At 65.4% G+C, this 24,536-nt stretch carries 26 protein-coding genes; all 26 read left to right on the top strand.

All coding sequences use genetic code 11. From position 1 onward, the window contains the following. The coding region (locus FHS78_RS17475; RefSeq protein WP_425500312.1) for a zincin-like metallopeptidase domain-containing protein at positions 1 to 315 on the top strand (315 nt) is incomplete at its 5' end. Continuing rightward, complete coding sequence (locus FHS78_RS17470; protein ID WP_167095657.1) at positions 312 to 689, top strand: DUF2958 domain-containing protein; 378 nt, start codon at positions 312 to 314, stop codon at positions 687 to 689. The genes FHS78_RS17475 and FHS78_RS17470, both read left to right, overlap by 4 nt. Before the next feature lie 132 nt (positions 690 to 821). Continuing rightward, positions 822 to 2,930: a ParB/RepB/Spo0J family partition protein gene (locus FHS78_RS17465; protein ID WP_167095656.1), complete on the top strand. Its 2,109-nt coding sequence runs from the start codon at positions 822 to 824 to the stop codon at positions 2,928 to 2,930. A gap of 99 nt (positions 2,931 to 3,029) precedes the next feature. Beyond that, the gene (locus tag FHS78_RS17460; RefSeq protein ID WP_167095655.1) at positions 3,030 to 3,440 is read left to right on the top strand and encodes a hypothetical protein; all 411 of its coding nucleotides are present in this window, start codon (positions 3,030 to 3,032) and stop codon (positions 3,438 to 3,440) included. After that, the gene (locus FHS78_RS17455; protein ID WP_167095654.1) at positions 3,437 to 3,655 is read left to right on the top strand and encodes a DUF6117 family protein; all 219 of its coding nucleotides are present in this window, start codon (positions 3,437 to 3,439) and stop codon (positions 3,653 to 3,655) included. The genes FHS78_RS17460 and FHS78_RS17455 overlap by 4 nt, the downstream gene beginning before the upstream one ends. A 94-nt stretch (positions 3,656 to 3,749) precedes the next feature. Further along, entirely contained in the window at positions 3,750 to 8,075 is a 4,326-nt protein-coding gene (locus tag FHS78_RS17450; protein ID WP_425500311.1) for a strawberry notch-like NTP hydrolase domain-containing protein, read from the top strand. Beyond that, on the top strand, positions 8,072 to 9,115 hold the full coding sequence (locus FHS78_RS17445) for a DUF7146 domain-containing protein (RefSeq protein WP_167095653.1): 1,044 nt from the start codon (positions 8,072 to 8,074) through the stop codon (positions 9,113 to 9,115). The genes FHS78_RS17450 and FHS78_RS17445 overlap by 4 nt, the downstream gene beginning before the upstream one ends. A 322-nt stretch (positions 9,116 to 9,437) precedes the next feature. Next, on the top strand, positions 9,438 to 10,373 hold the full coding sequence (locus FHS78_RS17440; RefSeq protein WP_167095652.1) for a DUF2493 domain-containing protein: 936 nt from the start codon (positions 9,438 to 9,440) through the stop codon (positions 10,371 to 10,373). A gap of 72 nt (positions 10,374 to 10,445) precedes the next feature. Further along, a complete protein-coding gene (locus FHS78_RS17435; RefSeq protein WP_167095651.1) occupies positions 10,446 to 11,660 on the top strand; it encodes a hypothetical protein in 1,215 nt (404 codons plus the stop codon). Between the two features lie 201 nt (positions 11,661 to 11,861). Then, positions 11,862 to 12,029 (top strand): hypothetical protein, encoded by a 168-nt coding sequence (locus tag FHS78_RS17430; RefSeq protein ID WP_167095650.1) that lies wholly within the window; start codon positions 11,862 to 11,864, stop codon positions 12,027 to 12,029. Positions 12,030 to 12,173: 144 nt separating this feature from the next. Further along, entirely contained in the window at positions 12,174 to 12,614 is a 441-nt protein-coding gene (locus tag FHS78_RS17425; RefSeq protein ID WP_167095649.1) for a DUF4175 domain-containing protein, read from the top strand. Positions 12,615 to 13,210: 596 nt separating this feature from the next. After that, positions 13,211 to 13,531: a DUF736 domain-containing protein gene (locus tag FHS78_RS17420; RefSeq protein WP_167095648.1), complete on the top strand. Its 321-nt coding sequence runs from the start codon at positions 13,211 to 13,213 to the stop codon at positions 13,529 to 13,531. A gap of 191 nt (positions 13,532 to 13,722) precedes the next feature. Then, entirely contained in the window at positions 13,723 to 13,971 is a 249-nt protein-coding gene (locus FHS78_RS17415; protein ID WP_019400666.1) for a helix-turn-helix domain-containing protein, read from the top strand. A gap of 135 nt (positions 13,972 to 14,106) precedes the next feature. Further along, positions 14,107 to 14,373, top strand: coding sequence for a DNA -binding domain-containing protein (locus tag FHS78_RS17410; RefSeq protein WP_167095647.1), 267 nt, complete (start codon positions 14,107 to 14,109; stop codon positions 14,371 to 14,373). Between the two features lie 111 nt (positions 14,374 to 14,484). Next, positions 14,485 to 14,709 (top strand): transcriptional regulator domain-containing protein, encoded by a 225-nt coding sequence (locus tag FHS78_RS17405; protein ID WP_167095646.1) that lies wholly within the window; start codon positions 14,485 to 14,487, stop codon positions 14,707 to 14,709. 40 nt (positions 14,710 to 14,749) lie between these two features. Beyond that, the gene (locus tag FHS78_RS17400) at positions 14,750 to 15,259 is read left to right on the top strand and encodes a DNA -binding domain-containing protein (protein ID WP_167095645.1); all 510 of its coding nucleotides are present in this window, start codon (positions 14,750 to 14,752) and stop codon (positions 15,257 to 15,259) included. 135 nt (positions 15,260 to 15,394) lie between these two features. After that, complete coding sequence (locus tag FHS78_RS17395) at positions 15,395 to 15,676, top strand: helix-turn-helix transcriptional regulator (protein ID WP_167095644.1); 282 nt, start codon at positions 15,395 to 15,397, stop codon at positions 15,674 to 15,676. 11 nt (positions 15,677 to 15,687) lie between these two features. Next, positions 15,688 to 16,833 (top strand): replication initiator protein A, encoded by a 1,146-nt coding sequence (locus FHS78_RS17390; RefSeq protein ID WP_167095643.1) that lies wholly within the window; start codon positions 15,688 to 15,690, stop codon positions 16,831 to 16,833. Further along, on the top strand, positions 16,830 to 17,468 hold the full coding sequence (gene parA, locus FHS78_RS17385) for a ParA family partition ATPase (protein ID WP_019400672.1): 639 nt from the start codon (positions 16,830 to 16,832) through the stop codon (positions 17,466 to 17,468). Before FHS78_RS17390 ends, parA begins: the two co-directional genes overlap by 4 nt. A gap of 248 nt (positions 17,469 to 17,716) precedes the next feature. Then, a complete protein-coding gene (locus tag FHS78_RS17375) occupies positions 17,717 to 18,238 on the top strand; it encodes a DUF2840 domain-containing protein (protein ID WP_167095662.1) in 522 nt (173 codons plus the stop codon). Next, the gene (locus FHS78_RS17370; RefSeq protein WP_167095642.1) at positions 18,235 to 18,780 is read left to right on the top strand and encodes a S26 family signal peptidase; all 546 of its coding nucleotides are present in this window, start codon (positions 18,235 to 18,237) and stop codon (positions 18,778 to 18,780) included. The genes FHS78_RS17375 and FHS78_RS17370 overlap by 4 nt, the downstream gene beginning before the upstream one ends. Before the next feature lie 48 nt (positions 18,781 to 18,828). Further along, positions 18,829 to 19,164 carry a DUF736 domain-containing protein gene (locus FHS78_RS17365; protein WP_167095641.1) on the top strand — a complete coding sequence of 112 codons (336 nt, stop codon included), beginning with the start codon at positions 18,829 to 18,831 and terminating at the stop codon, positions 19,162 to 19,164. Between the two features lie 3 nt (positions 19,165 to 19,167). Continuing rightward, positions 19,168 to 19,935, top strand: coding sequence for a lytic transglycosylase domain-containing protein (locus FHS78_RS17360; protein WP_167095640.1), 768 nt, complete (start codon positions 19,168 to 19,170; stop codon positions 19,933 to 19,935). A 243-nt stretch (positions 19,936 to 20,178) separates the two neighbouring features. Beyond that, complete coding sequence (locus tag FHS78_RS17355; protein WP_167095639.1) at positions 20,179 to 21,918, top strand: relaxase/mobilization nuclease domain-containing protein; 1,740 nt, start codon at positions 20,179 to 20,181, stop codon at positions 21,916 to 21,918. A 123-nt stretch (positions 21,919 to 22,041) separates the two neighbouring features. Then, complete coding sequence (locus FHS78_RS17350; RefSeq protein WP_167095638.1) at positions 22,042 to 24,027, top strand: conjugal transfer protein TraG; 1,986 nt, start codon at positions 22,042 to 22,044, stop codon at positions 24,025 to 24,027. 3 nt (positions 24,028 to 24,030) lie between these two features. After that, on the top strand, positions 24,031 to 24,462 hold the full coding sequence (locus FHS78_RS17345; RefSeq protein WP_019400680.1) for a hypothetical protein: 432 nt from the start codon (positions 24,031 to 24,033) through the stop codon (positions 24,460 to 24,462). The last annotated feature ends 74 nt before the right edge of the window (positions 24,463 to 24,536 follow it).

The raw sequence follows: 24,536 nt of genomic DNA, 5'->3' as shown, positions 1-24,536 counted from the left end.
GCCCCAGGCAGAGGAGATGGCAGCATGATCAACCTCATCTTCACTGCGGAAAAATTTCAGATTGGGGCTGGACTGTCAGGATATATCGCGGAGATCAACGCCGCCTTCTGCTGCGCGTCGCTCGGCATCGTACCGTCCGTGCGGCACGCCGATTACATCGGCTCCTGGCTCGAAGTGCTGCGCGAGGACAACCGCGTCATCGTCCGTGCCGCATCCCAGGCGAGCAAGGCCGCCGACTGGCTCCTGACCTTCGCGCCGGCTGAAGCCGAACAAACGGTCACGGTCGAGCCATCTTGCGACAGGAGGGTGGCATGATCCTGCTGACCGACGACCTGCGAGATCGGCTGCTCGCCAATGAGCGACAGCGCGACGTCGACCATGTGCCGGTGGTGAAGTTCTTCAATCCCGTCGGCGCCGGAACCTGGCTCATCTCCGAGATGGAGCCAAACGGCGACACGTTGTTCGGCCTCGCCGATCTTGGCTTCGGGTGCCCCGAACTCGGCTCCTGTAGCCTCGCCGAGCTCACCTCAGTCCGCCTGCCATTCGATCTCGGTATCGAGCGGGACATCCTCTTCGAGGGTTCCTTTCCTCTGTCGGTCTATGCCGAGGCAGCGCGGCAGGCGGGCAGCATCGTGGAGAGCGAACGCCTGCTCAAGGCAGCAGCGGCCTCCCTGCGGAACGGGCGATGATCTCTCCCGCTCCATCGGCCTGATCCTCTGACTTCCGTCTCCGGACAGGAGAGTGAGAGGGCTGCGCCCTTTTCCGTGACGGGTTGGAAGTCGAGAGAAGGGCTCTCGGCGCCCGTCGCGGAGTAACCAATCATGGCAACCGCCACTCAGAAGATCACCCTCAGCGCGTCGCGCGACATCCCCTTCAACAAACTCGTCCTCTCCCAGTCCAATGTTCGGCGCCTGAAGGCCGGCGTCTCGATCGAGGAACTGGCCGAGGACATCGCCCGCCGCGGCCTCCTGCAGAGCCTCAATGTGCGACCGCTCCTCGACGCCGAGGGCAAGGAAACCGGCATGTTCGAGATCCCGGCCGGCGGCCGGCGCTACCGGGCGCTCGAACTCCTCGCCAAGAAGAAGCGCCTCGCCAGGACCGCGCCCGTGCCCTGCATCGTGCGGGAGGCGGGCAGCGACATCTCGGCGGAGGAGGATTCCCTGGTCGAGAACGTCCAGCGCGCGCCGCTGCACCCGCTCGACCAGTTCCGCGCCTTCCAGACCTTGCGCGAACAGGGCACGACCGAGGAGGAGATCGCCGCGCGCTTCTTCGTGTCCGCCAACATCGTCAAGCAGCGGCTCAAGCTGGTCACCGTGTCGGAGAAGCTCCTCGACATCTATGCCGAAGACGGGATGACGCTCGAGCAGCTCATGGCCTTCACCGTCTCGGCCGACCATGCGCGACAGGAACAGGTCTGGGAGTCGATCCAGCATAGCTGGTCGAAGGAACCCTACCAGATCCGCCGCATGCTGACGGAAAACACCGTGCGCGCCGCCGACCGACGCGTGCGCTTCGTGACCATCGAAGCCTATGAAGAGGCTGGCGGCGCCGTCATGCGCGACCTGTTCCAGGACGATGACGGCGGCTGGGTCGAGAACGTGCCGCTGCTGGAGCGTCTCGTCGCCGACAAGCTCAAGGCAGAGGCGGAGACCATCGCCGGCGAAGGCTGGAAGTGGATCGAGGTCGCCGCCGATTTTCCCTACGGCCATACGCAAGGCCTGCGACAGCTTGCCGGCGCACCGGTCGATCTGACCGACGAGGAACGCGCGACGCGTGAGGCGCTGCGTGACGAATATGACCGTCTCGAATCCGAATATGCCGAAGCCGACGAATTGCCCGACGAGGTGGATGAACGGCTCGGTGAGATCGAGACGGCACTCGACGCGTTCGAGGACCGGCCGAAGCATTTCGATCCTGCCGAGATCGGCCGTGCCGGCGTGTTCGTCGGCATCGGTCATGATGGCCGCCTCAGCGTCGATCGCGGCTATGTCCGGCCCGACGACGAAGCCCCGGCGGGCGGCGACACCGGCGTTGGCGGCGATGACGGCCAAACGCCGGGCAGTGACGGTCAACGCACGGTCATTTCGGTCGGCGGCGAGCCTGAGCCGCAGGATGACGAGGACGATGTGGTCAAGCCGCTGCCCGAGCGGCTGGTGATCGAACTGACCGCACACCGCACCCTCGCGCTGCGCGATGCGCTGGCCAACAATCCGCATATCGCCATGACCGCGCTCCTCCACAAGCTGGTGCGCGATACCTTCCAGCACGTCTCCTCGCCGGGATGCCTCGATGCCTCGGTTCGACATGTGTTCTTTCCCGTGCAGGCCGATGATCTGAAGGACAGTGCATCCGCCAAGTCCGTCGACGATCGGCAGGAGGCGTGGAAGGTCGATCTTCCCCTCGGCGACGATGACGCGCTCTGGGAGAGGCTCGACGGTCTTGACGACGCAAGCCGCATGGCGCTTCTCGCCCATTGCGTCTCCTTCGGCGTCAATGCGCTCCACGAGAAGGCCAATCCCTACGGCGCCGGACCGACCGTGCACGGCGTGCAGCAGCGCATCCACGAGGCGGACCGGCTGGCGCGCGCTACCGGTCTCAACATGGTGGAGGTTGGCTGGCGTCCGACGGTCGACAACTATTTCGGCCGGGTGACGAAGCCGCGCATCCTCGACGCGGTGCGCGAGGCGAAGGGCGAGGAAACCGCGCAGCTCATCGACCATCTGAAGAAGCCGGACATGGCCAAGGAAGCCGAGCGACTGCTCGCAGACAGCGGCTGGTTGCCCGAACCGCTTCGCCTTCCCGCGCTGGACGATGACGTGACCCCCGGGGCGACCAGTGGCGAATCCGAAACGCTGCCGGCCTTTCTCGCCGATCAGGAGGAGGCCGACGGCGAACCCGCCGACGAGCCTCAGCCCGTGGCCGCCGAATAAGCAGACGCGGGGCGGTCCCGCGCCGCCCCGCGCCCTTCACCATCAATTCCGACAACGCCCGGTCTCCGCACCGGGCGTTTTTCGTTTCCGGAGGCCACCATGGCTGACTACTTCACACACTTCTCCTGCCTGCTCGACGTAGGCACGTCCGGCAATGCCGCCCGTGCCCTCGACATCTACAATGACCTCTGCGCGCACAGCGCGTCGGAGGATCCGCCTTCCGACGGCTTTCTCCTGTCGGTCGATCCCGCCCACGGAGGTTCGAAACTCTGGATGCAGGAAGACGGCGCCGGCGACCCGCAGCGTGTCATCGACTTCGTCCTGCGCTGCGCCGACGCCTTCGCGCTCACCGGCCGCTGGGGCTTTCAATGGGCCAACACCTGTTCGCGTCCGCGCATCAATGCCTTCGCCGGCGGCGCCCATGTGCTCGATCTCGGCCAGCGGGACACCGTCGCCTGGATCGGCACCCATGGCTGGCTCGACGATACGATCCGCGGAGGCCGGCCATGAGCATTCCCGATCATGCCCGCGCCAATTTCGAGACGCTCCTGCGCGCAGCGGCCGACGGCAATCTCGCTCTCATGGAGTGCGTCGACGCCGCGACGGGCACACCGCGCTACGTCATCTTCGCCGTCGGTCGCGACGGCGAAGACTTCGTCTTCACACCCTTCGGCCACCTCGCCGAGGGCAATCCCTACGAGGCCTATGTGCCGCCGGAGCCGTGAGAGGGAGAGGATGGCCGGGACGGGTTTGAGCCGGGACGTCAAAGAGAGAGCGCCGCCTGGTTCGACCCTTTCCCGCTCTCCCGAGGTCTCCTCCATGACGCAAATGTTCCCCGCCGCGGCGCACGCCGCCGCCACACATCCGCTCGCCGATATCGAACCGATCCCGCATGCCGCCGATGCGGCCAGGACGCTTCTCGTTCATCTCGAACAGGGCCGCAAAATCGATGCACCAATCCTGAGGGACGCCATGGAGATCGCCTATGGCGGCTCCGACGCCGACGGCGCCTGGGACTGGAAGCTGGCCTATGACGCCTGCGAGGCGGCGACCATCCTGTTCCTGCGCAAATACGGCAAAGTGCTTTTGCGCAAAGCCGGATCTCCAGCCGCTGCGTTGCCGCTGCTCGCGAAGATCACCGATCTTCTCCCGACCCATACCCGCCGCTCCGAAGAAAGTCAGGCCTTCCAGCAATTCTCGACGCCGATCCCGCTCGGGTTTATCGCCGCCACCGCGGCCGTGATCACGCCGCAGGACGCCGTGCTGGAACCCTCGGCAGGCTCCGGGCTACTCGCCATCCTCGCCGAGATCGCCGGCGGCAGGCTCATTCTCAACGAACTTGCCGAGGCGCGCGCGGATCTTCTCTCCTCCCTTTTTCCGGCCATCCCGGTCGCCCGCTTCGATGCGGCGCAGATCGACGACTATCTGGACGCCAACCTTGTGCCCAGCGTCGTCGTCATGAACCCGCCGTTCTCGGCGATGGCGAATGTCTCGGGGCGCATGGCCGACGCCGCCTATCGCCATGTCGCCTCGGCGCTGGCGCGCCTGGCGCCCGGCGGGCGTCTCGTCGCCATCACCGGCGCGGGCTTTGCCCCCGATGCCCCGAAATGGCGCGACGCCTTCGTCCGGCTGCAGGAGCACGGCCGCGTCGTCTTTGCCGCCGCCATCGACGGCCGTGTCTATGCGCGGCACGGGACGACCATCGACACGCGGCTCACCGTCATCGACAAGGTGCCAGCCGATGATCCGACCGCGTTTCCCGCATCACCGGGTGTCGCGCCTGATCCGGCGACGCTGCTTGGCTGGATCGAGGACAACCTTCCGCCGAGGGCGTCTGTCTCGCTTCCGACCATCGCGCCGCTTCGCCCTGCGGCCCCCGATCCGAACAATCGTTCGTCATGTCACGCGGGCGCGGTCGAACCGGCCTTCACCATCGCCACACCGGCGGGCGAAGAACTCGCCTATGAGACCATCGAATGGAGCCCACCCCAGAACGCGCGGCTCACCGATGCGCTTTATGAGGAATACGCGCTTCAGTCGATCCGTATTTCCGGCTCTAAGGTCCATCCGACCAAGCTGGTGCAGTCGGCAGCCATGGCCTCGGTGGCACCGCCGACACCGAGCTATCGCCCGCATCTGCCGGCAAATTTCGTCGGGACCGGCATCCTGTCGGACGCCCAGCTCGAAAGCGTCATCTATGCCGGCGAAGCTCATAGCCAACATCTGCCCGGCGCGTGGACCGTTGATGAGACCTTCGATGTCGTCACCGCGGCGGCGGACGACCAGGACGGCGCGGTGGGTTTCCGGTGCGGCTGGTTCCTGGGCGACGGCACCGGCGCGGGCAAGGGGCGCCAGGTCGCCGGCATCCTGCTCGACAACTGGCTCAAGGGCCGCCGCCGTGCGGTCTGGGTTTCCAAATCCGACAAGCTGATCGAGGACGCGCAGCGCGACTGGTCGGCGCTCGGACAGGAACGACTCCTCGTCACGCCGCTCTCGCGTTTTCGCCAGGGCACGCCGATCCGTCTGGAGCAGGGCATCCTTTTTACCACCTACGCCACGCTGCGCTCCGACGAGCGCGGATCGAAGGTTTCGCGGGTCCAGCAGATCGTCGATTGGTTGGGAGCAGACTTCGATGGAGTAATCATCTTCGACGAAAGCCACGCCATGCAGAACGCCGCTGGATCGAAGGGCGAACGCGGCGACCAGGCCGCTTCGCAGCAGGGCCGCGCCGGGCTTCGCCTGCAGCACGCGCTGCCCGATGCGCGCGTGGTCTATGTCTCGGCGACCGGTGCCACCACGGTGCACAATCTCGCCTATGCCCAGCGGCTCGGCCTGTGGGGCAGCGAGGACTTCCCCTTCGCCACCCGCGCCGAGTTTGTTGAGGCGATCGAGGATGGCGGGGTCGCGGCGATGGAAGTGCTGGCGCGCGACCTCAAGGCGCTCGGCCTCTATCAGGCCCGCTCGCTCTCCTATGAGGGCGTCGAATATGAGATGGTCGAGCACCAGCTCACCGACGAACAGCGGCGCATCTATGACGCCTATGCTGGCGCCTTCGCGATCATTCACAACAATCTCGACGCAGCCATGCAGGCGACCAACGTCACCGGCAGTGAAGGCACGCTGAATCGGCAGGCCAAGTCCGCTGCCCGCTCGGCCTTCGAGAGCGCCAAGCAGCGTTTCTTCAATCATCTCATCACGGCGATGAAGACGCCGTCGCTGATCCGATCGATCGAATCCGATCTCGACGCCGGGCACGCAGCCGTTATCCAGATCGTCTCGACCGGCGAAGCGCTGATGGAGCGGCGTCTGGCCGAGATTCCGATCGAGGACTGGAACGACATCCAGGTCGACATCACGCCGCGCGAATATGTGCTCGACTATCTGGCGCATTCCTTCCCGGTGCAGCTCTACGAGCCCTTCACCGACAGCGAGGGCAATCTCTGCTCACGGCCGGTATTCCGGGACGGCCAGCCCGTAGAAAGCCGCGAGGCCGTCGCCCGGCGCGACCGGCTGATCGAGAAGCTTGCCTCGCTGCCGCCGGTCCCCGGCGCGCTCGACCAGATCGTCCAGCGCTTCGGCACGGACGTGGTGGCCGAGGTGACGGGCCGTTCGCGCCGCATCGTCCGCAAGGGGGATCGCCTCGCCGTGGAAAGCCGGGCCGCCGCCGCCAATCTCGCCGAGACCGCAGCCTTCATGGACGACGCCAAGCGCATCCTGATCTTCTCGGAGGCGGGTGGCACCGGACGCTCCTATCATGCCGACCTCGCGGCGAAGAACCGGCGGCTCCGCGTCCACTACCTGCTGGAGCCGGGCTGGAAAGCCGATGCCGCGATCCAGGGCCTTGGGCGCACCAACCGCACCAACCAGGTGCAACCACCGCTCTTCCGGCCGGTGGCGACCGATGTGAAGGCGGAAAAGCGCTTCCTCTCTACCATCGCGCGGCGGCTCGACACGCTCGGCGCCATCACGCGCGGCCAGCGCCAGACCGGAGGCCAGGGCCTGTTCCGCGCGGAGGACAATCTCGAAAGCGCCTATGCGCGCGATGCGCTGCGCCGGCTCTATCTCCTGATCGTCGCCGGCAAGGTCGAGGGCTGCCCGCTCCAGACCTTCGACCAATCGACCGGCCTCAAGCTCACCGACGCCAATGGCATCAAGGACGAACTGCCGCCGATTACCACATTCCTCAACCGGCTGCTGGCGCTCACCATCGATCTGCAGAACATTCTGTTCGCGAGCTTCGAGCAAATCCTATCGGCCCGGATCGAAGGCGCGATCGCCAGCGGCACTTATGATGGCGGGCTGGAAACCTTGCGGGCCGAGCGCTTCACCGTCACGGACCGGCAGGCCATCCACACGCATCCCGCGACCAGCGCGGTGACGACGTTGCTCACCATTGCCCAGCGCGAACGCAACCGGCCGGTGATGCTCGACGCGGCGCTCGACCATCTCACCGATCCCCGCGCGGCGCTCCTCGTCAACGAGCGCTCCCGACGAGCCGCGGTGCGCATCCCGACCACCAGCGTGATCGACGATGACGGCGCGGTCGAACGCCGCGTGCGGCTGATCCGGCCGATGGAGGCGACCAATGTACCCGTAGCCATGATGGGCGACACCCATTGGGTGGAAGCCGACCGGGCGGCATTTACGAAGGCCTGGGAGGCGGAAGTCGCGTCCGTGCCGGAGTTTACCGACAGCACCATTCACATCGTCGCCGGGCTCCTGCTGCCGATCTGGAAGCGCCTGCCGAATGAGTCGACGCGGGTCTATCGGCTCCAGACCGATACGGGCGAGCGCGTCATCGGCCGCAAGGTCTCGCCGGCCTGGGCAGCAAACGCAACGGCAACCGGCACGACGGCGCTCTCGCCGGAGGAAGCGTTTGCGGCGCTGATGGACGGGCGGACGATTCTCGATCTCGCCGAAGGCCTGCGGCTTCGCCGCGCGCGCGTCATGGGCGTCAACCGGATCGAACTCACCGGCTTCACCGACACCATGCGCGACCGTCTCAAGACCTATGGGCTGTTCGGCGAGATCATCTCCTGGAAGTTCCGCCTGTTCGTTCCGACCGACACATCCGGTCCTGCGACCCTCGCCAAACTGCTGGAGCGGTTTCCGATCGAGCGCATCGCCGAGCGGGAGGCTGCATGATGACCCGCGACGCTTCAGACCTGGCACACCGTCTCGGCCGTCAGGCCGAGGCCGTCTGCCGCGAATATCTCTCCAGCGGACGGCGCGAGGGCCGCTACTGGATGGTGGGCGATGTCCGCAATACGCCGGGCCGCTCCATGTTCGTCCGCTTGATCGGACCCGAATCCGGCAAGGGCGCGGCCGGCAAGTGGGCCGACGCGGCCACCGGCGAGCATGGCGACCTGCTCGACGTCATTCGCGAGAGTTGCGGGCTGGTCGACTTCAGGGATGTCGCCGATGAGGCCCGGACCTTCCTGAGCTTGCCGCGTCCCGAACCCGAACCGGACCGCCAACGGCGGCCGACGCCGGCGCCCACCGGATCGTCGGAGGCTGCGCGACGGCTTTTCGCCATGTCGCAGCCGATTACCGGCACCGTCGCAGAAGCGTACTTACGGAAACGCGGCATCACGAATTTGCACGGAGCCGGATCGCTCCGCTTCCACCCGCGCTGCTATTATCGGCCCGACGAGCATTCGCCGACCGAGACCTGGCCGGCGATGATCGCTTCCGTCACGGACCTCGACGGCCGGATCACCGGAGCGCACCGCACCTGGCTTTCCCCCGATGGCGACGGCAAGGCGCCGATCGACACGCCGAGGCGGGCAATGGGCGACCTTCTCGGCCATGCGGTCCGGTTCGGCGTGGCGCACGACGTGATAGCGGCGGGAGAAGGCATCGAGACGATCCTGTCATTGCGTTGTGTCCTGCCCCACATGCCGATGGTCGCCGCGCTGTCGGCCGCCCACCTTGCCGCTATCCTGTTCCCGGCGGCACTGCGCAGACTCTACATCGTCCGCGATGACGATCCGGCCGGCGATGGGGCGCGCGACAGCCTGATCGAGCGGGCGAACGGCGCCGGGATCGAGGCGATCGTATTGTCGCCGGTGCTCGGGGACTTCAACGAGGATCTCCGCACCTTCGGCATCGACGCTCTGCGGGCAGCGGTCCACCAGCAGCTCGCCCTGGAGGATGTCGCCCGTTTTCTCGCCCTGGCGGCATAGCCGGAAGGGACAAGCGCGGGGGAGCGGCAGCCGTCGCCGTATCGCACGAGGCTGCTCCCTTTGCATCGGAGGGGACCGCGACCCGGCCTTCGAGAGGGCGATCGGCCGTCAAGCGGACCGGACCGGCAATGGCTGCGCCCAGCTATTTTCCGGCGCGCTCCAAGAGGAGCGCTTTCCATCGCGAAACAAAATAGCCGGCCTTCGCCATCCGGCGCGATGCTTGGCCCTGCGCTGACGCTCCGGGTGCAGGTCCGGCCCGCCCGACAGCTTTCGTCGCCAGAAGGCCGCGAGGGTCGCGGTCAAACCGACGAAGGAGCATCCCATGGCGAGCGAACACGACGACGGCTTCGAGCCTCACCACGCCTCATCCTCCACCGACCACGTTCTCACCGAACTCCAGCTCTACGGCTACCGCCCATTCCACGACGAACCCGATCCGAGACCGCTCCCGGAGGGAAACATCGTCGCCGGGGCCATCGCAGATATATTCGATGCCCTGATCGCGACCCTCGGCGACACCCGCCTCGAGCCCGACCTCGACGACCTTCTCTGGTCGGCCGTCAACCTCTTCCATCGCGCCGCCGACCGGATCGAGCGCGAGCTCGACGACAACGAGCAGGGGCAGCGCCGTAGCCAGCGGGAACAGGACGGCTCGGAGGTGAAATCGGTCGAACTGGAGCGCCTCACCGCCGAAGGGCAGACATTGATCGAGCGCCGCAACGCATTCGAGCTGATGCGCGACCAGGCCGCCGAGCATTTCGAGCGCCACACCGGATCCTCCTGGCGGCCACGCAGCGGATCGATGGTCAATCATCGCACCCTGACTTCGGCCATGATCGACAGCCGCGATTTCCTCGCCGCCAAGCGCCGGGCTGAGACCGAGGTGCTGCTGCCGACCGGACCGAAGATCGCCTTCACCGGCGGGCTCGAGTTCAACGACCACCGGCTGATCTGGGCGAAACTCGATCAGGTCCATGCCAAGCATACCGACATGGTGCTGCTGCACGGCGGATCGCCCAAGGGCGCCGAGCGCATCGCTGCCCGCTGGGCAGACCAGCGCAAGGTGCCGCAGGTCGCGTTCAAGCCCGACTGGACCCGCCATGCCAAGGCCGCGCCGTTCAAGCGCAACGACTCCATGCTGGCGGTATTGCCGATCGGCGTGATGGTGTTCCCCGGCACCGGAATCCAGGGCAATCTCGCCGACAAGGCCCGCAAGATGGGCATTCCCGTCTGGAAGTTCGGCGACGGCGGCGCGTAAGCGCCGCTACTGCTAAATCTCGCAAAGGCGGCTATTGTCTTCGCAGCAAAGTATTCTCGGAACGGACTGGCAATGCTCACAATTACTCATCCAGAAATATTCGCAGAACTTGTAGCCTTTCCTGGAGGCCTCTGGCCCCTGCGGCTACCCGAGGAAGAGGCCACAAGACTGATCATCAAATGCCCGAAAGAGTACATGCTGGCAGCGAAGATAAAGCGTGAATTTCGCTTCTATCTAGCACCGCTCATAGCCAACGGCTCATCCTCTTATGGGCTCGTAACGGCTTTCTTCGACGACCACGACGAGCCGCTGACATTCTGGTCTCCGCTGTTCGACGACCAGATGACCATCGACATCAGACAACTGCTTTCGTCCGACGACTTTAATATCCATTTTCTCGACGAGCATAATCGAGAATTGCTGGGCTATTCCGCGAAGAACGATGACGCCCCACGCTTCCGGGCATTCGCTGAAACCATGAATTTCTTGCCGTTCTCGTTTCACATAGCAAGGGAGTTTCTTGATCAGATGCCTGATTGGTTCGGACGTAGGACAACGTTGGACGACGAGCAATCATTTGCGATCCATCTCCAAGAACCTCTATTTCCGGAAGATCTTTATATCTCGGACACCCGACCCGAAGTGAACTCCTATCATGGCAAGAAAACCAACATGCACACGGTCCTAGAGCGTGATGACGCCGGTCACTTCAGTGAACTCGACATCGTTCATGCCCTGCATCGGACATTCGCGAGCGACCAGATCTATCTAAATCCGATCAGGCCTGACGACGGGAAGGAGTTTGTAGATGTTCTTGTCATCACAGCATCTGCGATCCTGCTCATTCAAGCGAAAGACAGCCCGAACACGGAGCTAGCATTGCAAAGATCGATTGAACGTAAAATATCCACCGTCGTCTCCCATCTTACGAAGGCGACTGCTCAGTTGCGCGGCTCTATTTCCTACGCGCAACAGCACCACCCGCTTACGTTTCTCACGAATGGCATCACTCACGAAATCGATATTGGAAACCGCGAGATTATTGGTTTGATTGTAGTTAAGGAACTCTTCATGACTGAATTCTCGGTTTATACACCACCAGTTATGGGAATATACGACAATACCGGCGTTCCATGCTTCGTCTTGGACTACCCGGAACTTCACGCGTATACGCTTCATCTCCGAACAGAGGACGCGTTCATTGGGGCGCTCGAGCAGGTATTCAAGGTCGCTCGCGAACGCGGTGAATTTCCTCGGCTTCGATTTGGTCTTACACCCTCCTCCTGAGAAAGCGTCGCCATCAACCGCTCTCAATGCGCTGATCCTTGGTCCAGCCGATGGCCTGACGCCATCAACCCGTGAAGGGTCCGCTACGCGAGCGTGCGGCCTTGAGGCTTCGCCTCCGCGGTGATTGCGGCCCTCGGCCGGACACATCGGGCGCCTGTCGCGCGGGGGATGGTCCCCCGCCTCCAGACAGGAGCCGGAACAATGTCCCTCAACGACGCCCACGCCTACGCCTTCAGCCTCGCCACCACACTCATGGTCGCCATCGTCATCTTCCGGGCCGGCGACGGCAGCCTTTCGGTCGTTCCTGCCAACGAATACGACGGCGACACCGCCGCCATCATCCATGAATTCGATCCCTTCCAGTCCTGACGAAGGGAGCGCCTGGTCTGGCGAGCGGAACTTCCTAGCCGATTTCCGCTCCCGTGGCCGCTCATCTTCAGCTATACTTGGCACCGCGCCGTGGTGGTGGTGGAAGGCGCGACCGTCAGACCTTTTCTCACGGAGACCACCACCATGATCTTCCTTGGCATCATCTTCAGCATCGCGGCCATCGGCGTTCTCTGCTGGCTGCTGTTCACGCTTGCTATCTACGCGCTTCCAGCCTTCGCCGGCGTCACCGCCGGTATGTGGGCCTATGACAGCGGCGCCGGCTGGCCGGGCGGCATCGCGATCGGCTTGGTCGCGGCCGCGCTGATTTTCGGCGTCGGCCAACTGCTCCTTGCCTTCGCCCGGCCGCTCTGGCTGCGCATCGTCATTGCGCTTGCCTTCGTCGCGCCTGCGGCGATCGCGGGCTATCACGCGACCCATGGCATCGTGAAGCACGCCATGCCGTCGGAGACTTGGCAGATCGCCTTTTCCGTCGTCGGTGCGATCGCGGTCGGCGTCACGGCATTCCTGCGGATCTCGGCGATGGCCGCGCCCGAGCCGGCCGGACAGGGCATGGCGCGGGGCTGACACAGACACAGCCGTCGGAGCATGGCCAGCAAGTCGGCACGCCTGCCATCCTCGACGCAGGAGATGGACGAAACTGGCCCTCGAGCAGAGATCGCAATGTCAGGCCCGAAATAGCGTAAGGCATGTTGAAGCGGCGCTGGACAGGTAGCTGGTCCGCTGCACAGCTACTCGACGACGAAGGCGCGGATGGCGTTTCACGAGCCGAGGGCTGCGGGAAGCCCATCGCGGTTCTCGCCAGGACAGGTGCAACGTCGTCACCGGCAGCGACCCGTTGCCAGGATTCCTACGGCTGCATGGGACCGCCACGTTCTCCCTTGATCTTTTTGTCGGGTCGACCGCTCCAAACGGCCTCTCCAATGGCCTGATCTGGCCGAAGACCGGCTGCGCCTCGATCGCCTATGCCGCAATGGCACCGATCAACTTTCTTCCCCTGAGCGCTGCGCGCTCATTCCTCGCGAAACAACAAAGTCGCTCGGGCGCCATCCTCCGCTGGCGCTGCGGCCCTAGCGGGTGCGGCGTCGATCGCCTCCGGCCCGTCGATCGCCATCGAGGCCGCAATGGTGCGGGCTCGGAGCTTCAAATCAAGGAGAACTGACATGGCGACCATCGGCACCTTCAAGAAGACCGGCAACGAATACACCGGCGAAATCGTCACCCTCAATGTGCAGGCCAAGAACGTCCGCATCGTCCCGGAAACCAACCAGACCAGCGAGAACGCCCCCAGCCACCGCATTCTGGTCGGCCGCGCCGAGATCGGCGCCGCCTGGTCCAAGCAGTCCAACGAGGGCCGCGACTATCTGGGCCTCAAGCTCGACGATCCGAGCTTCACCGCTCCGATCTACGCCAACCTCTTCGACGACGAGGACGGCGGTTTCAGCCTCATCTGGTCCCGTCCCACCCGCCGCAACGGCGACTGATGCGCCGCGACGCCCCGCCCGGACGATCCGGGCGGGGCCGTTCGCCGTTCGTATCCGACCGAATCAGTCACAACGCCGATCGCTCCGAAGGACACCAACACAGCGTTTTGTGTCTGGTCCTTCACCTATAGAACGACTATTATAGTCGTAGTTCTGGCATGTGCGTTCGTGTCGGTGGGAGGTGATCATGCATGATCACCGCCCGACAGACGCGGGCCGCACGCGCGTTGCTTGGTTGGACGCAGGAGACGCTCGCTGAAAAGGCCCTGGTATCCCTGACCGCGTTGAAGCGCCTCGAGTCCGAGAGCGGACTGAAGGTGTATGAGACGACGCGCGATCAGGTGCGCCGGGCGTTCGAGGCCAATGGCATCGTCTTCCTCAACTCCGACCAAGGAGAAGGGGTGATGTTCGTTCGTGCGAAAATCGACAGCCGAAAATAGCCCCGACATCCCATTCAGCGCCTCGGCGATGCCTGCCACGCATCACGCGATGCGCCAGCGGTCTTCCCTCTGCCCATCGAACGCCTGGTTAACAAATGGGGCGCGGGCGGATATGGTGTGGCTCTGGGGGCTGGGGTGACGCAAGTACAATTCCTCGATGAACCGCCGCAGAGCGCGGCGCTCACGGCCTATGACCGTGAGCATATGAAGCTCTACATGCGGCTGCTCGATGCGGCGACCGACGGCGCCGACTGGCGCGAGGCCGTCACGATCCTGTTCGGCCTCGATCCGGCTCGCGAGCCGGATCGCGCGCGCCATGTCCATGACACCCATCTCGCCCGCGCCCGCTGGATGACCGAGCATGGCTATCGCCTGCTCGTGCGCGAGGGCCGCGCTCACTGACCGCAATCGCGATGCCTCACCCGCATCGCCCGTTGCCGCCTTCGGGGCTTCCGGCGGCCTCTGCAACCGGGAATGGTGCGCCTCCCGGTAGACAGCGCGCAGAGGACTCCCATGACCCCTGACATATCCCGGTGGCGGTCGACATCGACCTACGACTATCTCGACGATCTCGTATCGCCCGATCTCGGCTGGGAATGGCTGCGGCGCAATGGCGACTATCAGCGCGACTATGCCGAGACCAGGCGTCCGGCGTGCGATCTCCGGGAATTGACGAACCGGGTGCGGAAACGCTGGGGGTTGCAATTTCGTCGCCCGTCCATCGCTCAACGCCACTGAAGCGCCGGTCTTCTGGTGTCCCGAGGACGACACCAGCACCGTGCTGCTAACGGCCGCGCCTTCCATACTTCCCGCCGATATCAATCTCTTCACCGTCGTTCAGGAAACCGCCGCCCGCTCCGACGAACGGGGCGTCCATTTCCTGCACGATCCCGGAGATGGGCAGGTTCTGCATCTCCTGCGGCTGGCAGGCGTTGCCGGCGGCGAACCCCTTGCCGCGCTGGTCCCGCTCGATCTCGACGGCCTCGACCGGCTCGAAGCCGTCGAGCGTCTGCTCAAATCCCTGCTTGGCCGTGCTGTCCCGCCCGATGCCCGCCTGACCAAGCAGCAACGCCGGCGTGCCCGCCACATGCTGCAAGCGGTCGACGGGCGCATGAACGGCGCGACCTACCGCGAGATCGCGGGCGTCATTTACGGCGTGTCCCGCGTTGCATCCGATCCCTGGAAGTCCTCGGCGCTGCGCGACGCGACCATGGACCTTGTCAAGGATGCCCTCGCCATGATCGCCGGGGGCTATCGCGTTCTCCTGCGCCATCGCCGCCGATCCTGATCCGATGTCGGCAGAGGGGGTGCGATTTTGGCATTCCCTTGTTCGCACTCCCCCCTCGCGGCTCTCCTTCGCCACCGTGGCCTGCGTCCGCCGCTCATTGCCAGCGGCCTCAACCAACCCACGGAGGCCCCGATCATGTCGCCCAATCTCGCCGGCTTGCCGCCGCGCTTTCTCAGAACTCCCGAAGCCGCGCGTTTCCTCGGTCTCTCCGGCCGGACGCTGGAAAAGCACCGCACTTATGGAACCGGCCCGGCCTATCGCAAGCTCGGGGGCCGCGTCGTCTATGCGATCGAGGACCTACAGGCCTGGGCCGATCGGGGCGCCGTCACCTCGACCTCCGACCCGCGTGGGTCTGTGCTGCCCGCCAAGCGCCATGAACCCGCACCGGCGGCCCAGGCCGGCCGCACCCGTCGCTGAGACGTCCGATCATGAAGCGGCGCCGCCTCATCACCTCGACCGAGCGGGCCAGGCTCGATCCCTTCATCGTTGCGACCGGCGACGCCAGCCCCCGCGATCAGCGCGATCTCATGGAGCGGCCGTTCTTCTCGCTCGCCAAGGCCAAGCGCATCGCGCCGATCCTTTATGAGACCGGCGGTGTTCGCGTCGAGGTCTTCGCCGTGCCCGAGCACGGCATGGCGACCATCTGGGATGCCGACATCCTCATCTGGGCCGCCTCGCAGATCGTCGAGGCCGAGAATCTCGGTCTCCAGACCTCGCGCTTCCTGCGCTTCACACCCTATCAGCTCCTGACATCGATCGGCCGCGAAACCGGCCAGCGCGACTACAAGCTGCTGAAGGGCGCGCTCACCCGCCTGCAATCGACCGTCATCCGCACCACCATCCGCCAGGGCGAGCATTGGCGCCGCCACCAATTCTCCTGGATCAACGAATGGGAGGAATGCGTCACGCGCGACGGCCGCGTCGAGGGCATGGAGTTCGTGCTGCCAGACTGGTTCTATCGCGGCGTCACCGACCGCTCGCTGGTGCTCACCATCGACCCGGCCTATTTCCGGCTGACGGGCGGCATCGAACGCTGGCTCTACCGTGTCGCGCGCAAGCACGCCGGCCGCCAGCCGCCGGGCTGGATTTTCGAGTTCGCCCATCTCCATGAAAAGTCCGGCAGCCTCATGCGCGTCTCCGACTTCGCGCTCCAGCTCCGGCGCATCGTCCCGCGCCAGCCGCTGCCCGGCTACCGCCTGCACATCGAGCGCAAAGGCCGACGCGAACTGCTGCGCATCCTGCCGGCGAAGCCATCCGCCGTACCTGTGGACGGCGCTGTGGACGCGGTCGGGACTTCGCACGCAAGCGGTATCGGGATTTCGCACGTAGGACCATCGGGACTTCGCACGCAGAGATCGCAGTTAAGTCTCTGGCCGGAAACGACGATTCCGGGCCTTAACTTAGAATCTAACAGAGAATCTAACTCTTATGTTGCGCGGAGCGATGTGGAAAACACCGTCGCTGCCGCCATCAACGGGCTCCTCCGAAAGACATCCGGGGCGCGGCCAACCGGCAGCGACACCGCTCACCCATCGCGACTCTCCCTCGGGCGTAAGCCGGGAGGGGGACGATGATCGTCGCGTTTCTCAACCAGAAGGGCGGCGTCGGCAAGACGACGCTGGCGCTGCATCTCGCGGGACAATGGGCACGGCAGGGAAGGCGCGTCACCCTGATCGACGCCGATCCGCAGGGCTCGGCGCTGGACTGGTCGCAGCAGAGGGCGCGCGAAGGCCTGCCACGCCTGTTCGGCGTCGTCGGCCTCGCGCGTGACACGCTGCATCGCGAGGCGCCGGAGCTGGCGCGGGACGCCGATCACATTGTCATCGACGGACCGCCCCGTGTCGCCTCGCTGATGCGCTCGGCGCTGCTCGCCGCCGATCTGGTGCTGATCCCGGTGCAGCCGTCGCCCTTCGATGGCTGGGCTTCGGCCGAGATGCTGTCGCTCCTGCATGAAGCGCGCATCTATCGCCCGCAGCTTGCCGCCCGTTTCGTTCTCAACCGCTGCGGCGCGCGTACCGTCATCGCCCGCGAGACGGCCGAGACGCTCGCCGATCACGATCCGCCGGTGCTGACGGCGCGGATCGGTCAGCGCGTCGCTTTCGCCGATACAGCGCAATCCGGGCGGCTCGTCTTCGAGATCGACGAGGACAGCCCGGCCGCGCGCGAGGTCGCGGCCCTTGGTGCCGAGGTGGGAAGGCTTGCGCCATGAGCGGGCGCGCTCCGAAACGCGGTTTCGCGTCGCGCCCCGCCGATCCCGAGCGCTGGATCAAGGCGTCGGATGCACCGCCGGCGCGCGACGCGGATGCCGCCGGCTTCACCGCCCGGCTGACGATCGACGTCACGCCCGAACTGCGCGGCCGGATCAAGATCGCGGCGTTCCGGCGCGGACAGACCGTCGCCGGCATGCTCCGCGACCTGCTCGCCCGCGAATTCCCCGCAGACGAAGGAGACCCCCTCATGACCGGCACCGCGGCCTCCCGCGCGCGCGGCGGCCCGATGCCGTCCGCCAACAGTCCCGATGCGCTCACCCATGTCGAGCTGACCTGGATCGAGAACCGGATCGAATACTGGATCCGCTTCGGCCGCCAGGCCGGTGACCGGATTCTCGATCGTCGTCGGCGTGTAGTGTCCTTTCGTCCCGGCGCCATCTTCGCCTTTGTCCGGTGGGCGGCAAACGACTTCGGCACCGTCATCTCGCGCATCGACATCGTGCGCGCCGTCGACGCCGGCGCCGCCTATCAGACGCTGCCTTTCGTGCGTCCTGGCGGCGAAATCCTCCTCAAGATCGAAGGCTGGCCGAAGGTCGAGAAAGTGCTCCTGCATATCGACGCGGTGGAAGCCGCCGGCGTCGATCCCTGCGACGTCGCCCCCGACCACTGGCGCCATGTGGCGCACAGGATGAACGCCGGTCACGAACCGCGCTCCTACACGTTTGCGCGCCATCAGGCATGGCTCAAGCGGCGGAAGATCGAACAATGACCCGCTTCGGCTATGTCATGCTGACCTACGTTGCCGCGATGGGCGTTGCCGTAGCAGCGGTCATTCCGACATCGACCAGGCTCGTCTGGAACGTGTCGGCCAGCGCGCCGATCGGGCTCTATCGGATCGATCCGGCCGAGCGTCTCGAAGTTCCCGACCTGGTCGCGGTGATGCCGCCCGAGCCGCTCGAAGATTTCATGGTCGAGCGCGGCTATATCGGCCGCGACGTGCCGCTCCTGAAGCGCGTCATGGGGCGTCCCGGGCAGCGGGTGTGTCGCACCGGCCACGCCATCACCGTCGATGACATCCCTCTCGGCGAAGCGCGCGACCACGACAGTCACGGCCGCCCCCTGCCGGTCTGGCACGGCTGTCGCCGCGTCCAGCCGGACGAGCTGTTCCTCATGAACATCGACATCCCCGACAGTCTCGATGGTCGCTACTTCGGCCCGCTCCCGGCCACCACCGTCATCGGCCGGGCAGTCCCCCTTTACACCGACGAAGACGGAAACGGCCGCTTCGTCTGGCGCGCGCCGACGCGGTGACGACGCACGCCTTCCCGCAAATCCACCGCAACCAAAAAGGAGATTCCCATGCCCCAGATCGGTCAGTTCACTCGCACACCCGGAGGATATTCGGGCCGTCTCCGCACCCTCTGGTTCGACTGCGAACTCACCTTTGTCACCGCCGACAACGCCGACAGCGACAACGCGCCCGCCTACCGGGTTCATCTCGGCGACGAACACGGTCCGGAGGTCGGCGCGGGCTGGAAACACTCCGGCGAACGGGCGGGCACGTTCATCTCCGTCGTCCTGGACGATCCGGCATTTCCGCTTCCGATCCGCGCCCGGCTGTTCCAGTCGGATGAGGACGGACGCGACTGGGGCCTGCACTGGACCCGCCCGAAAAAGCGCGACGACCAGGACTGAACGATGCGCTGCGTCCGCTTGTCCCCAGCACTGCGGCGGTGCGGCCCTTGCGGCCGCATTGCCCTCCTTCTCCTTTCCGGCCTGTCCCTCAGCCTGGTCGAAAGCGGCGTCGTTTTCGCTCAGCCGGCGACCGCCGGACAGCAGCAGATCGGCCATCCATTCGCCGCTTACGTTGCCGAGGCGGCGCGTCGCTTTCGCATTCCCGAACACTGGATCGTCGCCGTCATGGGCGCCGAGAGCGCCGGCGCTACGCGTGCCGTCTCATCCGCGGGCGCGATGGGGCTGATGCAGGTCATGCCCGATACCTGGGATCACCTGCGCACCCGGTATCGCCTCGGCCGCGATCCGTTCGATCCGCGCGACAACATCCTCGCGGGCGCAGCCTATTTGCGCGAGATGTACGACCGCTACGGCGCCATTCCGGCCATGCTGGCGGCCTACAATGCGGGGCCAGCCCGCTACGACGAGCACCTTGCAACCGGTCGGCCATTGCCTGCCGAAACGCGTGCCTATGTCGATTTGCTTGCGCCCGCGCTTGGCGCCGCTGTGCCGTCGCCGAACGCTCCGGCCGCACCGCCATCGCCACCGGACTGGCGCGAGGCACCGCTGTTCGTCCCGCGCTCAAACGACCATCGGACTGTCGACAACCGTGCCTCCGAGGAGCCGTCGAAGACGTCCCACTCCCCCGTCCCGGAGCAGCGCGAACCCAATCAACGGCCACAATCGGAATCGGTATTCGTCGCCCACGGCAGCATGAGGGGACCGTCGTGACTGAGGCCATGTGCATTCGTGCCCTGTCGGGCTCTGGCGTGGTATGGCGGGCGCTGGTGGGGGCGGCAGGCCCAACAACCGCACGATGGCAGGATAAAAGGGCGCACATTGTGCGCCGGTCGGTCGGTTGTTTTGCTTGGATTTTCTGGCGCGTTCCGCACATTGCCCAGCCTTGGCGCAATGTGCGCCGACCGCTCAAATGCCCGTGTCTACGCGGGTTTTCGCACCTTGCGGAGCGATCTCATGGCCGATGATCGCGAGTTCCGCATCCGTCCCGGCCGCATCCGCTCGACGCGTGCACAGGCCGCGCGCCCGTTCATCGCCCAGGCGCTCGCCGCCGCGAAGAAAGCCGGCGGAGGCGTGTCGCGGTCTGGCCGCGTCGTTTCCGGCAACCGCTCGCGCTTCGGCCATGGCCAGCGTGCCAGCATCCAAGCCAACCGGCTCATCACCGCGCGCTCACGCGGCGCGGTGATCAAGGCACGTGTGGTCCGGCATGCCGCGCGCGCCGCGCCGCTTGGCACGCATCTCGATTATCTGCGCCGCGACGGGGTGACCCGCGACGGCGAGAAGGCGCGGCTGTTCGGGCCCGGAGAGGAGGAGACGGATGGCCGCGCCTTCGCCGAGCGCTGCGAGGACGACCGCCACCATTTCCGCTTCATCGTCTCGCCGGACGACGCGCTGGAGATGTCGGACCTCAAATCCTTCACCCGCGACCTCGTCGGACAGATGGAGAAGGATCTCGGCACTGAGATCGATTGGGTGGCCGTCGATCACTGGAACACGGAACACCCGCATGTCCATCTGATCGTGCGCGGTGTGCGCGACGACGGCCAGGATCTCGTCATCTCGCGCGATTACATCAAGGAGGGCATGCGCGATCGGGCGCGCGACCTCATCACCCAGGAACTCGGTCCGCGCACCGACCTCGACATCCGACGCAGCCTCGAGAACCAGATCGCCTCCGAGCGCTGGACGCAGCTCGACCGCCAGCTCGTTCGTGACAGCCGGCGCACCGGCGTCATCGACCTCGCGCCGCATCCGGGCGAGCAGCCCGACGAGTTCCACGCGCTCAAGGTCGGGCGGCTGCGCAAGCTGGAGACGCTCGGCCTGGCCGAGCTGGTCGGCCCCGGCCAATGGATAATCGACGACACGGCCGAGGCGACGCTGCGCGAACTCGGCGAACGCGGTGACATCATCAAGCGCATGCACCGGGCGCTGACCGAGCGCGGCATCGGGCGCGGATCGGCGGATTACGTGCTGGCCGCCGAAAGTCTCGACACGCCGATCGTCGGCCGCTTGGTCGAACGTGGACTCGACGACGAACTGAAGGGCACGGCCTATGCCGTGGTCGACGGCGTCGACGGACGGACCCACCACATCAAGCTCGCCGATCTCGATGCGGCCGGCGACAGCGCGCTAGGCTCGATCGTCGAGCTGCGCGCCTATGACGATGCCCGTGGACAGCGGCGGGTCGCGCTCGCGGTGCGTTCCGATCTCGACATTGAACGGCAGGTGACCGCATCGGGCGCGACCTGGCTCGATCGGCAAAACATCGCACGCGATCCCGCAGCTCTGTCGGAAGGCGGGTTCGGCGCCGAAGTCCGCGATGCCCTGGACCGGCGTGCAGATCACCTGATCGAGCAAGGTTTCGCCGAACGGCAGGGCCGGCGGATCATCTTCAGTCGCAATCTCCTCAACACGCTCCGCCGGCGCGAAGTGGACACACTCGGCGAGAAGCTCGCGGCTCAGACCGGCCAGCCCTTCCAGCGTGCGACCAACGGCGAGTACGTCGCCGGCGCCTACCGCCAGCGTTTCACGCTCGCCTCCGGCCGCTTCGCGATGATCGACGATGGTCTCGGCTTCCAGCTTGTTCCCTGGACACCCTCGCTCGAAAAGCATCTTGGCCGCCACGTCTCAGGCGTGGCACGCGGCGACGGCGGCGTCGACTGGGGTTTCGGACGCAAGCGGGGCCTGGGCCGGTGATGCCTCCGCTAGAAACTCTCCGATTTCTTACCGGCGGCCACCGTTTCTGCGATGAGCGAAGAATAAGCTTGAGAGCGGCAGGCATGGCCCGCAGCGTGCAGATATTTGCGCGGAACATAGACCATGTCGGGTACGAAAATTCTCTGGGGCCAGATCCTCATTGTCTTCACGATTGTCCTCACCACCACCTGGACGGCGACGCAGTGGACGGCCTGGCGCCTCGGTTTCCAGCCCCAGCTCGGCGCGCCCTGGTTCGAGTTCGCGGGATGGCCGATCTACTATCCCCCGGCCTTCTTCTGGTGGTGGTATTTCTACGACGCCTATGCCCCGCCGATCTTCATCGAGGGTGCCATCATCGCCGCCTCGGGCGGCTTCATGGCGATCGCGGTGGCGATCCTGATGTCCGTCTGGCGGGCGCGCGAGGCACAGAGTGTCGATACCTATGGTTCGGCGCGATGGGCGCGGCCCGATGAGGTCAAGGCGGCCGGACTGCTCGGACCCGACGGTGTCGTTCTCGGCAAGCTCAAAGACGACTATCTGCGCCATGAGGGACCGGAGCATGTCCTGTGCTTCGCGCCGACCCGCTCCGGCAAGGGCGTCGGGCTCGTCATTCCATCGTTGCTAACCTGGCCGGGCTCCGCCATCGTCCATGACATCAAGGGCGAAAACTGGCAGCTCACAGCCGGCTTTCGCGCTCGGCACGGCCGCGTCCTGCTGTTCGATCCGACCAACCCGACTTCGTCGGCCTACAACCCGCTGCTCGAGGTGCGCCGCGGCGAGTGGGAGGTCCGCGACGTCCAGAACATCGCCGACATCCTCGTCGATCCGGAAGGGTCGCTCGAGAAGCGCAATCACTGGGAAAAGACCAGCCACGCGCTACTAGTCGGTGCCATCCTCCACGTCCTCTATGCCGAGAAGGATAAGACACTCGCCGGCGTCGCCGCTTTTCTTTCCGACCCAAGGCGTCCCATCGAGTCGACGCTCGCTGCGATGATGAAGACGGCGCATCTCGGCGAATCCGGCCCACATCCGGTCATCGCCAGCGCCGCGCGCGAACTCTTGAACAAGTCGGACAACGAACGCTCCGGTGTGCTCTCCACCGCCATGTCCTTCATCGGCCTCTACCGCGACCCTGTCGTTGCAACGGTGACGCGCCGCTGCGACTGGCGCATTGCCGATCTCGTCGGCCGTAAGCATCCGACGTCGCTCTACCTTGTCGTGCCCCCCTCCGATATCAACCGCACAAAGCCGCTGATCCGCCTGATCCTCAACCAGATAGGTCGGCGCCTAACCGAGGACCTGCAGGCCAAGGCCGGACGGCATCGGTTGCTGCTGATGCTGGACGAGTTTCCAGCGCTCGGTCGCCTCGACTTCTTCGAGAGTGCGCTCGCCTTCATGGCGGGCTACGGGCTCAAGAGCTTTCTCATCGCCCAGTCGCTCAATCAGATCGAAAGGGCCTATGGGCCGAACAATTCGATCCTCGACAACTGCCATGTGCGCGTGAGCTTCGCGACCAATGACGAGCGCACGGCCAAGCGAGTTTCCGACGCGCTCGGCACTGCGACCGAGATGCGGGCGATGAAGAACTACGCCGGGCACAGACTCTCGCCCTGGCTTGGCCACCTGATGGTGTCGCGGCAGGAAACCGCGCGACCACTGCTCACGCCGGGCGAGGTCATGCAGCTTCCGCCAGCCGATGAGATCGTTATGGTCGCCGGGACATCGCCTATTCGAGCGAAGAAGGTCCGCTACTTCGAGGACGGACGTTTCCAAGAACGCATCCTGCCGCCGCCGTCGAACACCGAATCCGTGCATACGAAGGCTGATGACTGGACGAGTCTGCCATTGCCGGCGAGCCCGTTGGAAACCGCTCACATGTCTGCCAGCGCTGCATCGGAGGAGGACACGACTGATTCAGAACGGCGCCGCCAGCCCGAGTTGAGCCGTGCCAAACCCGTCGAGAAGAAGGCCCCGTTTGAAAACGAGTTCGAGATCGATCCCGCCGATGACGATCAGGAGGAGACTGCGCGCACCAGCGGGATGAACCGAATGATGCAGCGTGTGGCGCGGCAGGTCTCACTGGACCCCAACGACGGCATGGAGCTCTAGGCCATGCCCAGCCGCAAGAAGAAAGCGCAGATCTCCGTCTATATCGACCCGGACATCATGACGATGCTGGCGGACTATGCCGCCCGTCGCGAGCAATCGCAGTCGATGATTGCGGAGGCGGCGATCGCCTCCTTCCTGTCGCCGGATGACGCTGAAAGGCGCGAGGCCGCGATCGCCAAGCGCCTCGACCAGCTCGACCGCCGAATGAACCGCTTGGAGCGCGATATCGGGATTTCCGTCGAGACCCTTGCAATCTTCGTCCGGTTCTGGCTCGCGACGACACCGACTTTGCCGGAGCCGGCTGCACAGGCCGCGCGTGCCAAAGCCGGCGAGCGCTATGAGGCGTTCATTACCGCTCTCGGCCGGCGCCTCGCCAAAGGGCCGAAGCTCAGGCAGGAGATTTCCGAGGATGTCAGCGGTTCAGGCAGTCAATAACGCCGAGCGATGACGTAGTTCGTATCCCATGTGTTCCGCCATTTTCCCGTTACGAACTTCAAGCGGCGCGCCAT

Origin of the sequence: Parvibaculum indicum (assembly GCF_011762095.1) — a bacterium.
In the GTDB taxonomy this organism is placed as follows: Bacteria; Pseudomonadota; Alphaproteobacteria; order Parvibaculales; family Parvibaculaceae; genus Parvibaculum; species Parvibaculum indicum.
The sequence above is the reverse complement of the archived record's forward strand: the minus strand, read 5'-3'. Positions and strand labels throughout refer to the sequence as shown.

Coding starts and splice junctions, on each gene's coding strand:
- FHS78_RS17470 (WP_167095657.1), top strand. CDS start 312: ATGATCCTGCTGACCGACGACCTGCGAGATCGGCTGCTCGCCAATGAG.
- FHS78_RS17465 (WP_167095656.1), top strand. CDS start 822: ATGGCAACCGCCACTCAGAAGATCACCCTCAGCGCGTCGCGCGACATC.
- FHS78_RS17460 (WP_167095655.1), top strand. CDS start 3,030: ATGGCTGACTACTTCACACACTTCTCCTGCCTGCTCGACGTAGGCACG.
- FHS78_RS17455 (WP_167095654.1), top strand. CDS start 3,437: ATGAGCATTCCCGATCATGCCCGCGCCAATTTCGAGACGCTCCTGCGC.
- FHS78_RS17450 (WP_425500311.1), top strand. CDS start 3,750: ATGACGCAAATGTTCCCCGCCGCGGCGCACGCCGCCGCCACACATCCG.
- FHS78_RS17445 (WP_167095653.1), top strand. CDS start 8,072: ATGATGACCCGCGACGCTTCAGACCTGGCACACCGTCTCGGCCGTCAG.
- FHS78_RS17440 (WP_167095652.1), top strand. CDS start 9,438: ATGGCGAGCGAACACGACGACGGCTTCGAGCCTCACCACGCCTCATCC.
- FHS78_RS17435 (WP_167095651.1), top strand. CDS start 10,446: ATGCTCACAATTACTCATCCAGAAATATTCGCAGAACTTGTAGCCTTT.
- FHS78_RS17430 (WP_167095650.1), top strand. CDS start 11,862: ATGTCCCTCAACGACGCCCACGCCTACGCCTTCAGCCTCGCCACCACA.
- FHS78_RS17425 (WP_167095649.1), top strand. CDS start 12,174: ATGATCTTCCTTGGCATCATCTTCAGCATCGCGGCCATCGGCGTTCTC.
- FHS78_RS17420 (WP_167095648.1), top strand. CDS start 13,211: ATGGCGACCATCGGCACCTTCAAGAAGACCGGCAACGAATACACCGGC.
- FHS78_RS17415 (WP_019400666.1), top strand. CDS start 13,723: ATGATCACCGCCCGACAGACGCGGGCCGCACGCGCGTTGCTTGGTTGG.
- FHS78_RS17405 (WP_167095646.1), top strand. CDS start 14,485: ATGACCCCTGACATATCCCGGTGGCGGTCGACATCGACCTACGACTAT.
- FHS78_RS17395 (WP_167095644.1), top strand. CDS start 15,395: ATGTCGCCCAATCTCGCCGGCTTGCCGCCGCGCTTTCTCAGAACTCCC.
- FHS78_RS17390 (WP_167095643.1), top strand. CDS start 15,688: ATGAAGCGGCGCCGCCTCATCACCTCGACCGAGCGGGCCAGGCTCGAT.
- parA (WP_019400672.1), top strand. CDS start 16,830: ATGATCGTCGCGTTTCTCAACCAGAAGGGCGGCGTCGGCAAGACGACG.
- FHS78_RS17375 (WP_167095662.1), top strand. CDS start 17,717: ATGACCGGCACCGCGGCCTCCCGCGCGCGCGGCGGCCCGATGCCGTCC.
- FHS78_RS17370 (WP_167095642.1), top strand. CDS start 18,235: ATGACCCGCTTCGGCTATGTCATGCTGACCTACGTTGCCGCGATGGGC.
- FHS78_RS17365 (WP_167095641.1), top strand. CDS start 18,829: ATGCCCCAGATCGGTCAGTTCACTCGCACACCCGGAGGATATTCGGGC.
- FHS78_RS17360 (WP_167095640.1), top strand. CDS start 19,168: ATGCGCTGCGTCCGCTTGTCCCCAGCACTGCGGCGGTGCGGCCCTTGC.
- FHS78_RS17355 (WP_167095639.1), top strand. CDS start 20,179: ATGGCCGATGATCGCGAGTTCCGCATCCGTCCCGGCCGCATCCGCTCG.
- FHS78_RS17350 (WP_167095638.1), top strand. CDS start 22,042: ATGTCGGGTACGAAAATTCTCTGGGGCCAGATCCTCATTGTCTTCACG.
- FHS78_RS17345 (WP_019400680.1), top strand. CDS start 24,031: ATGCCCAGCCGCAAGAAGAAAGCGCAGATCTCCGTCTATATCGACCCG.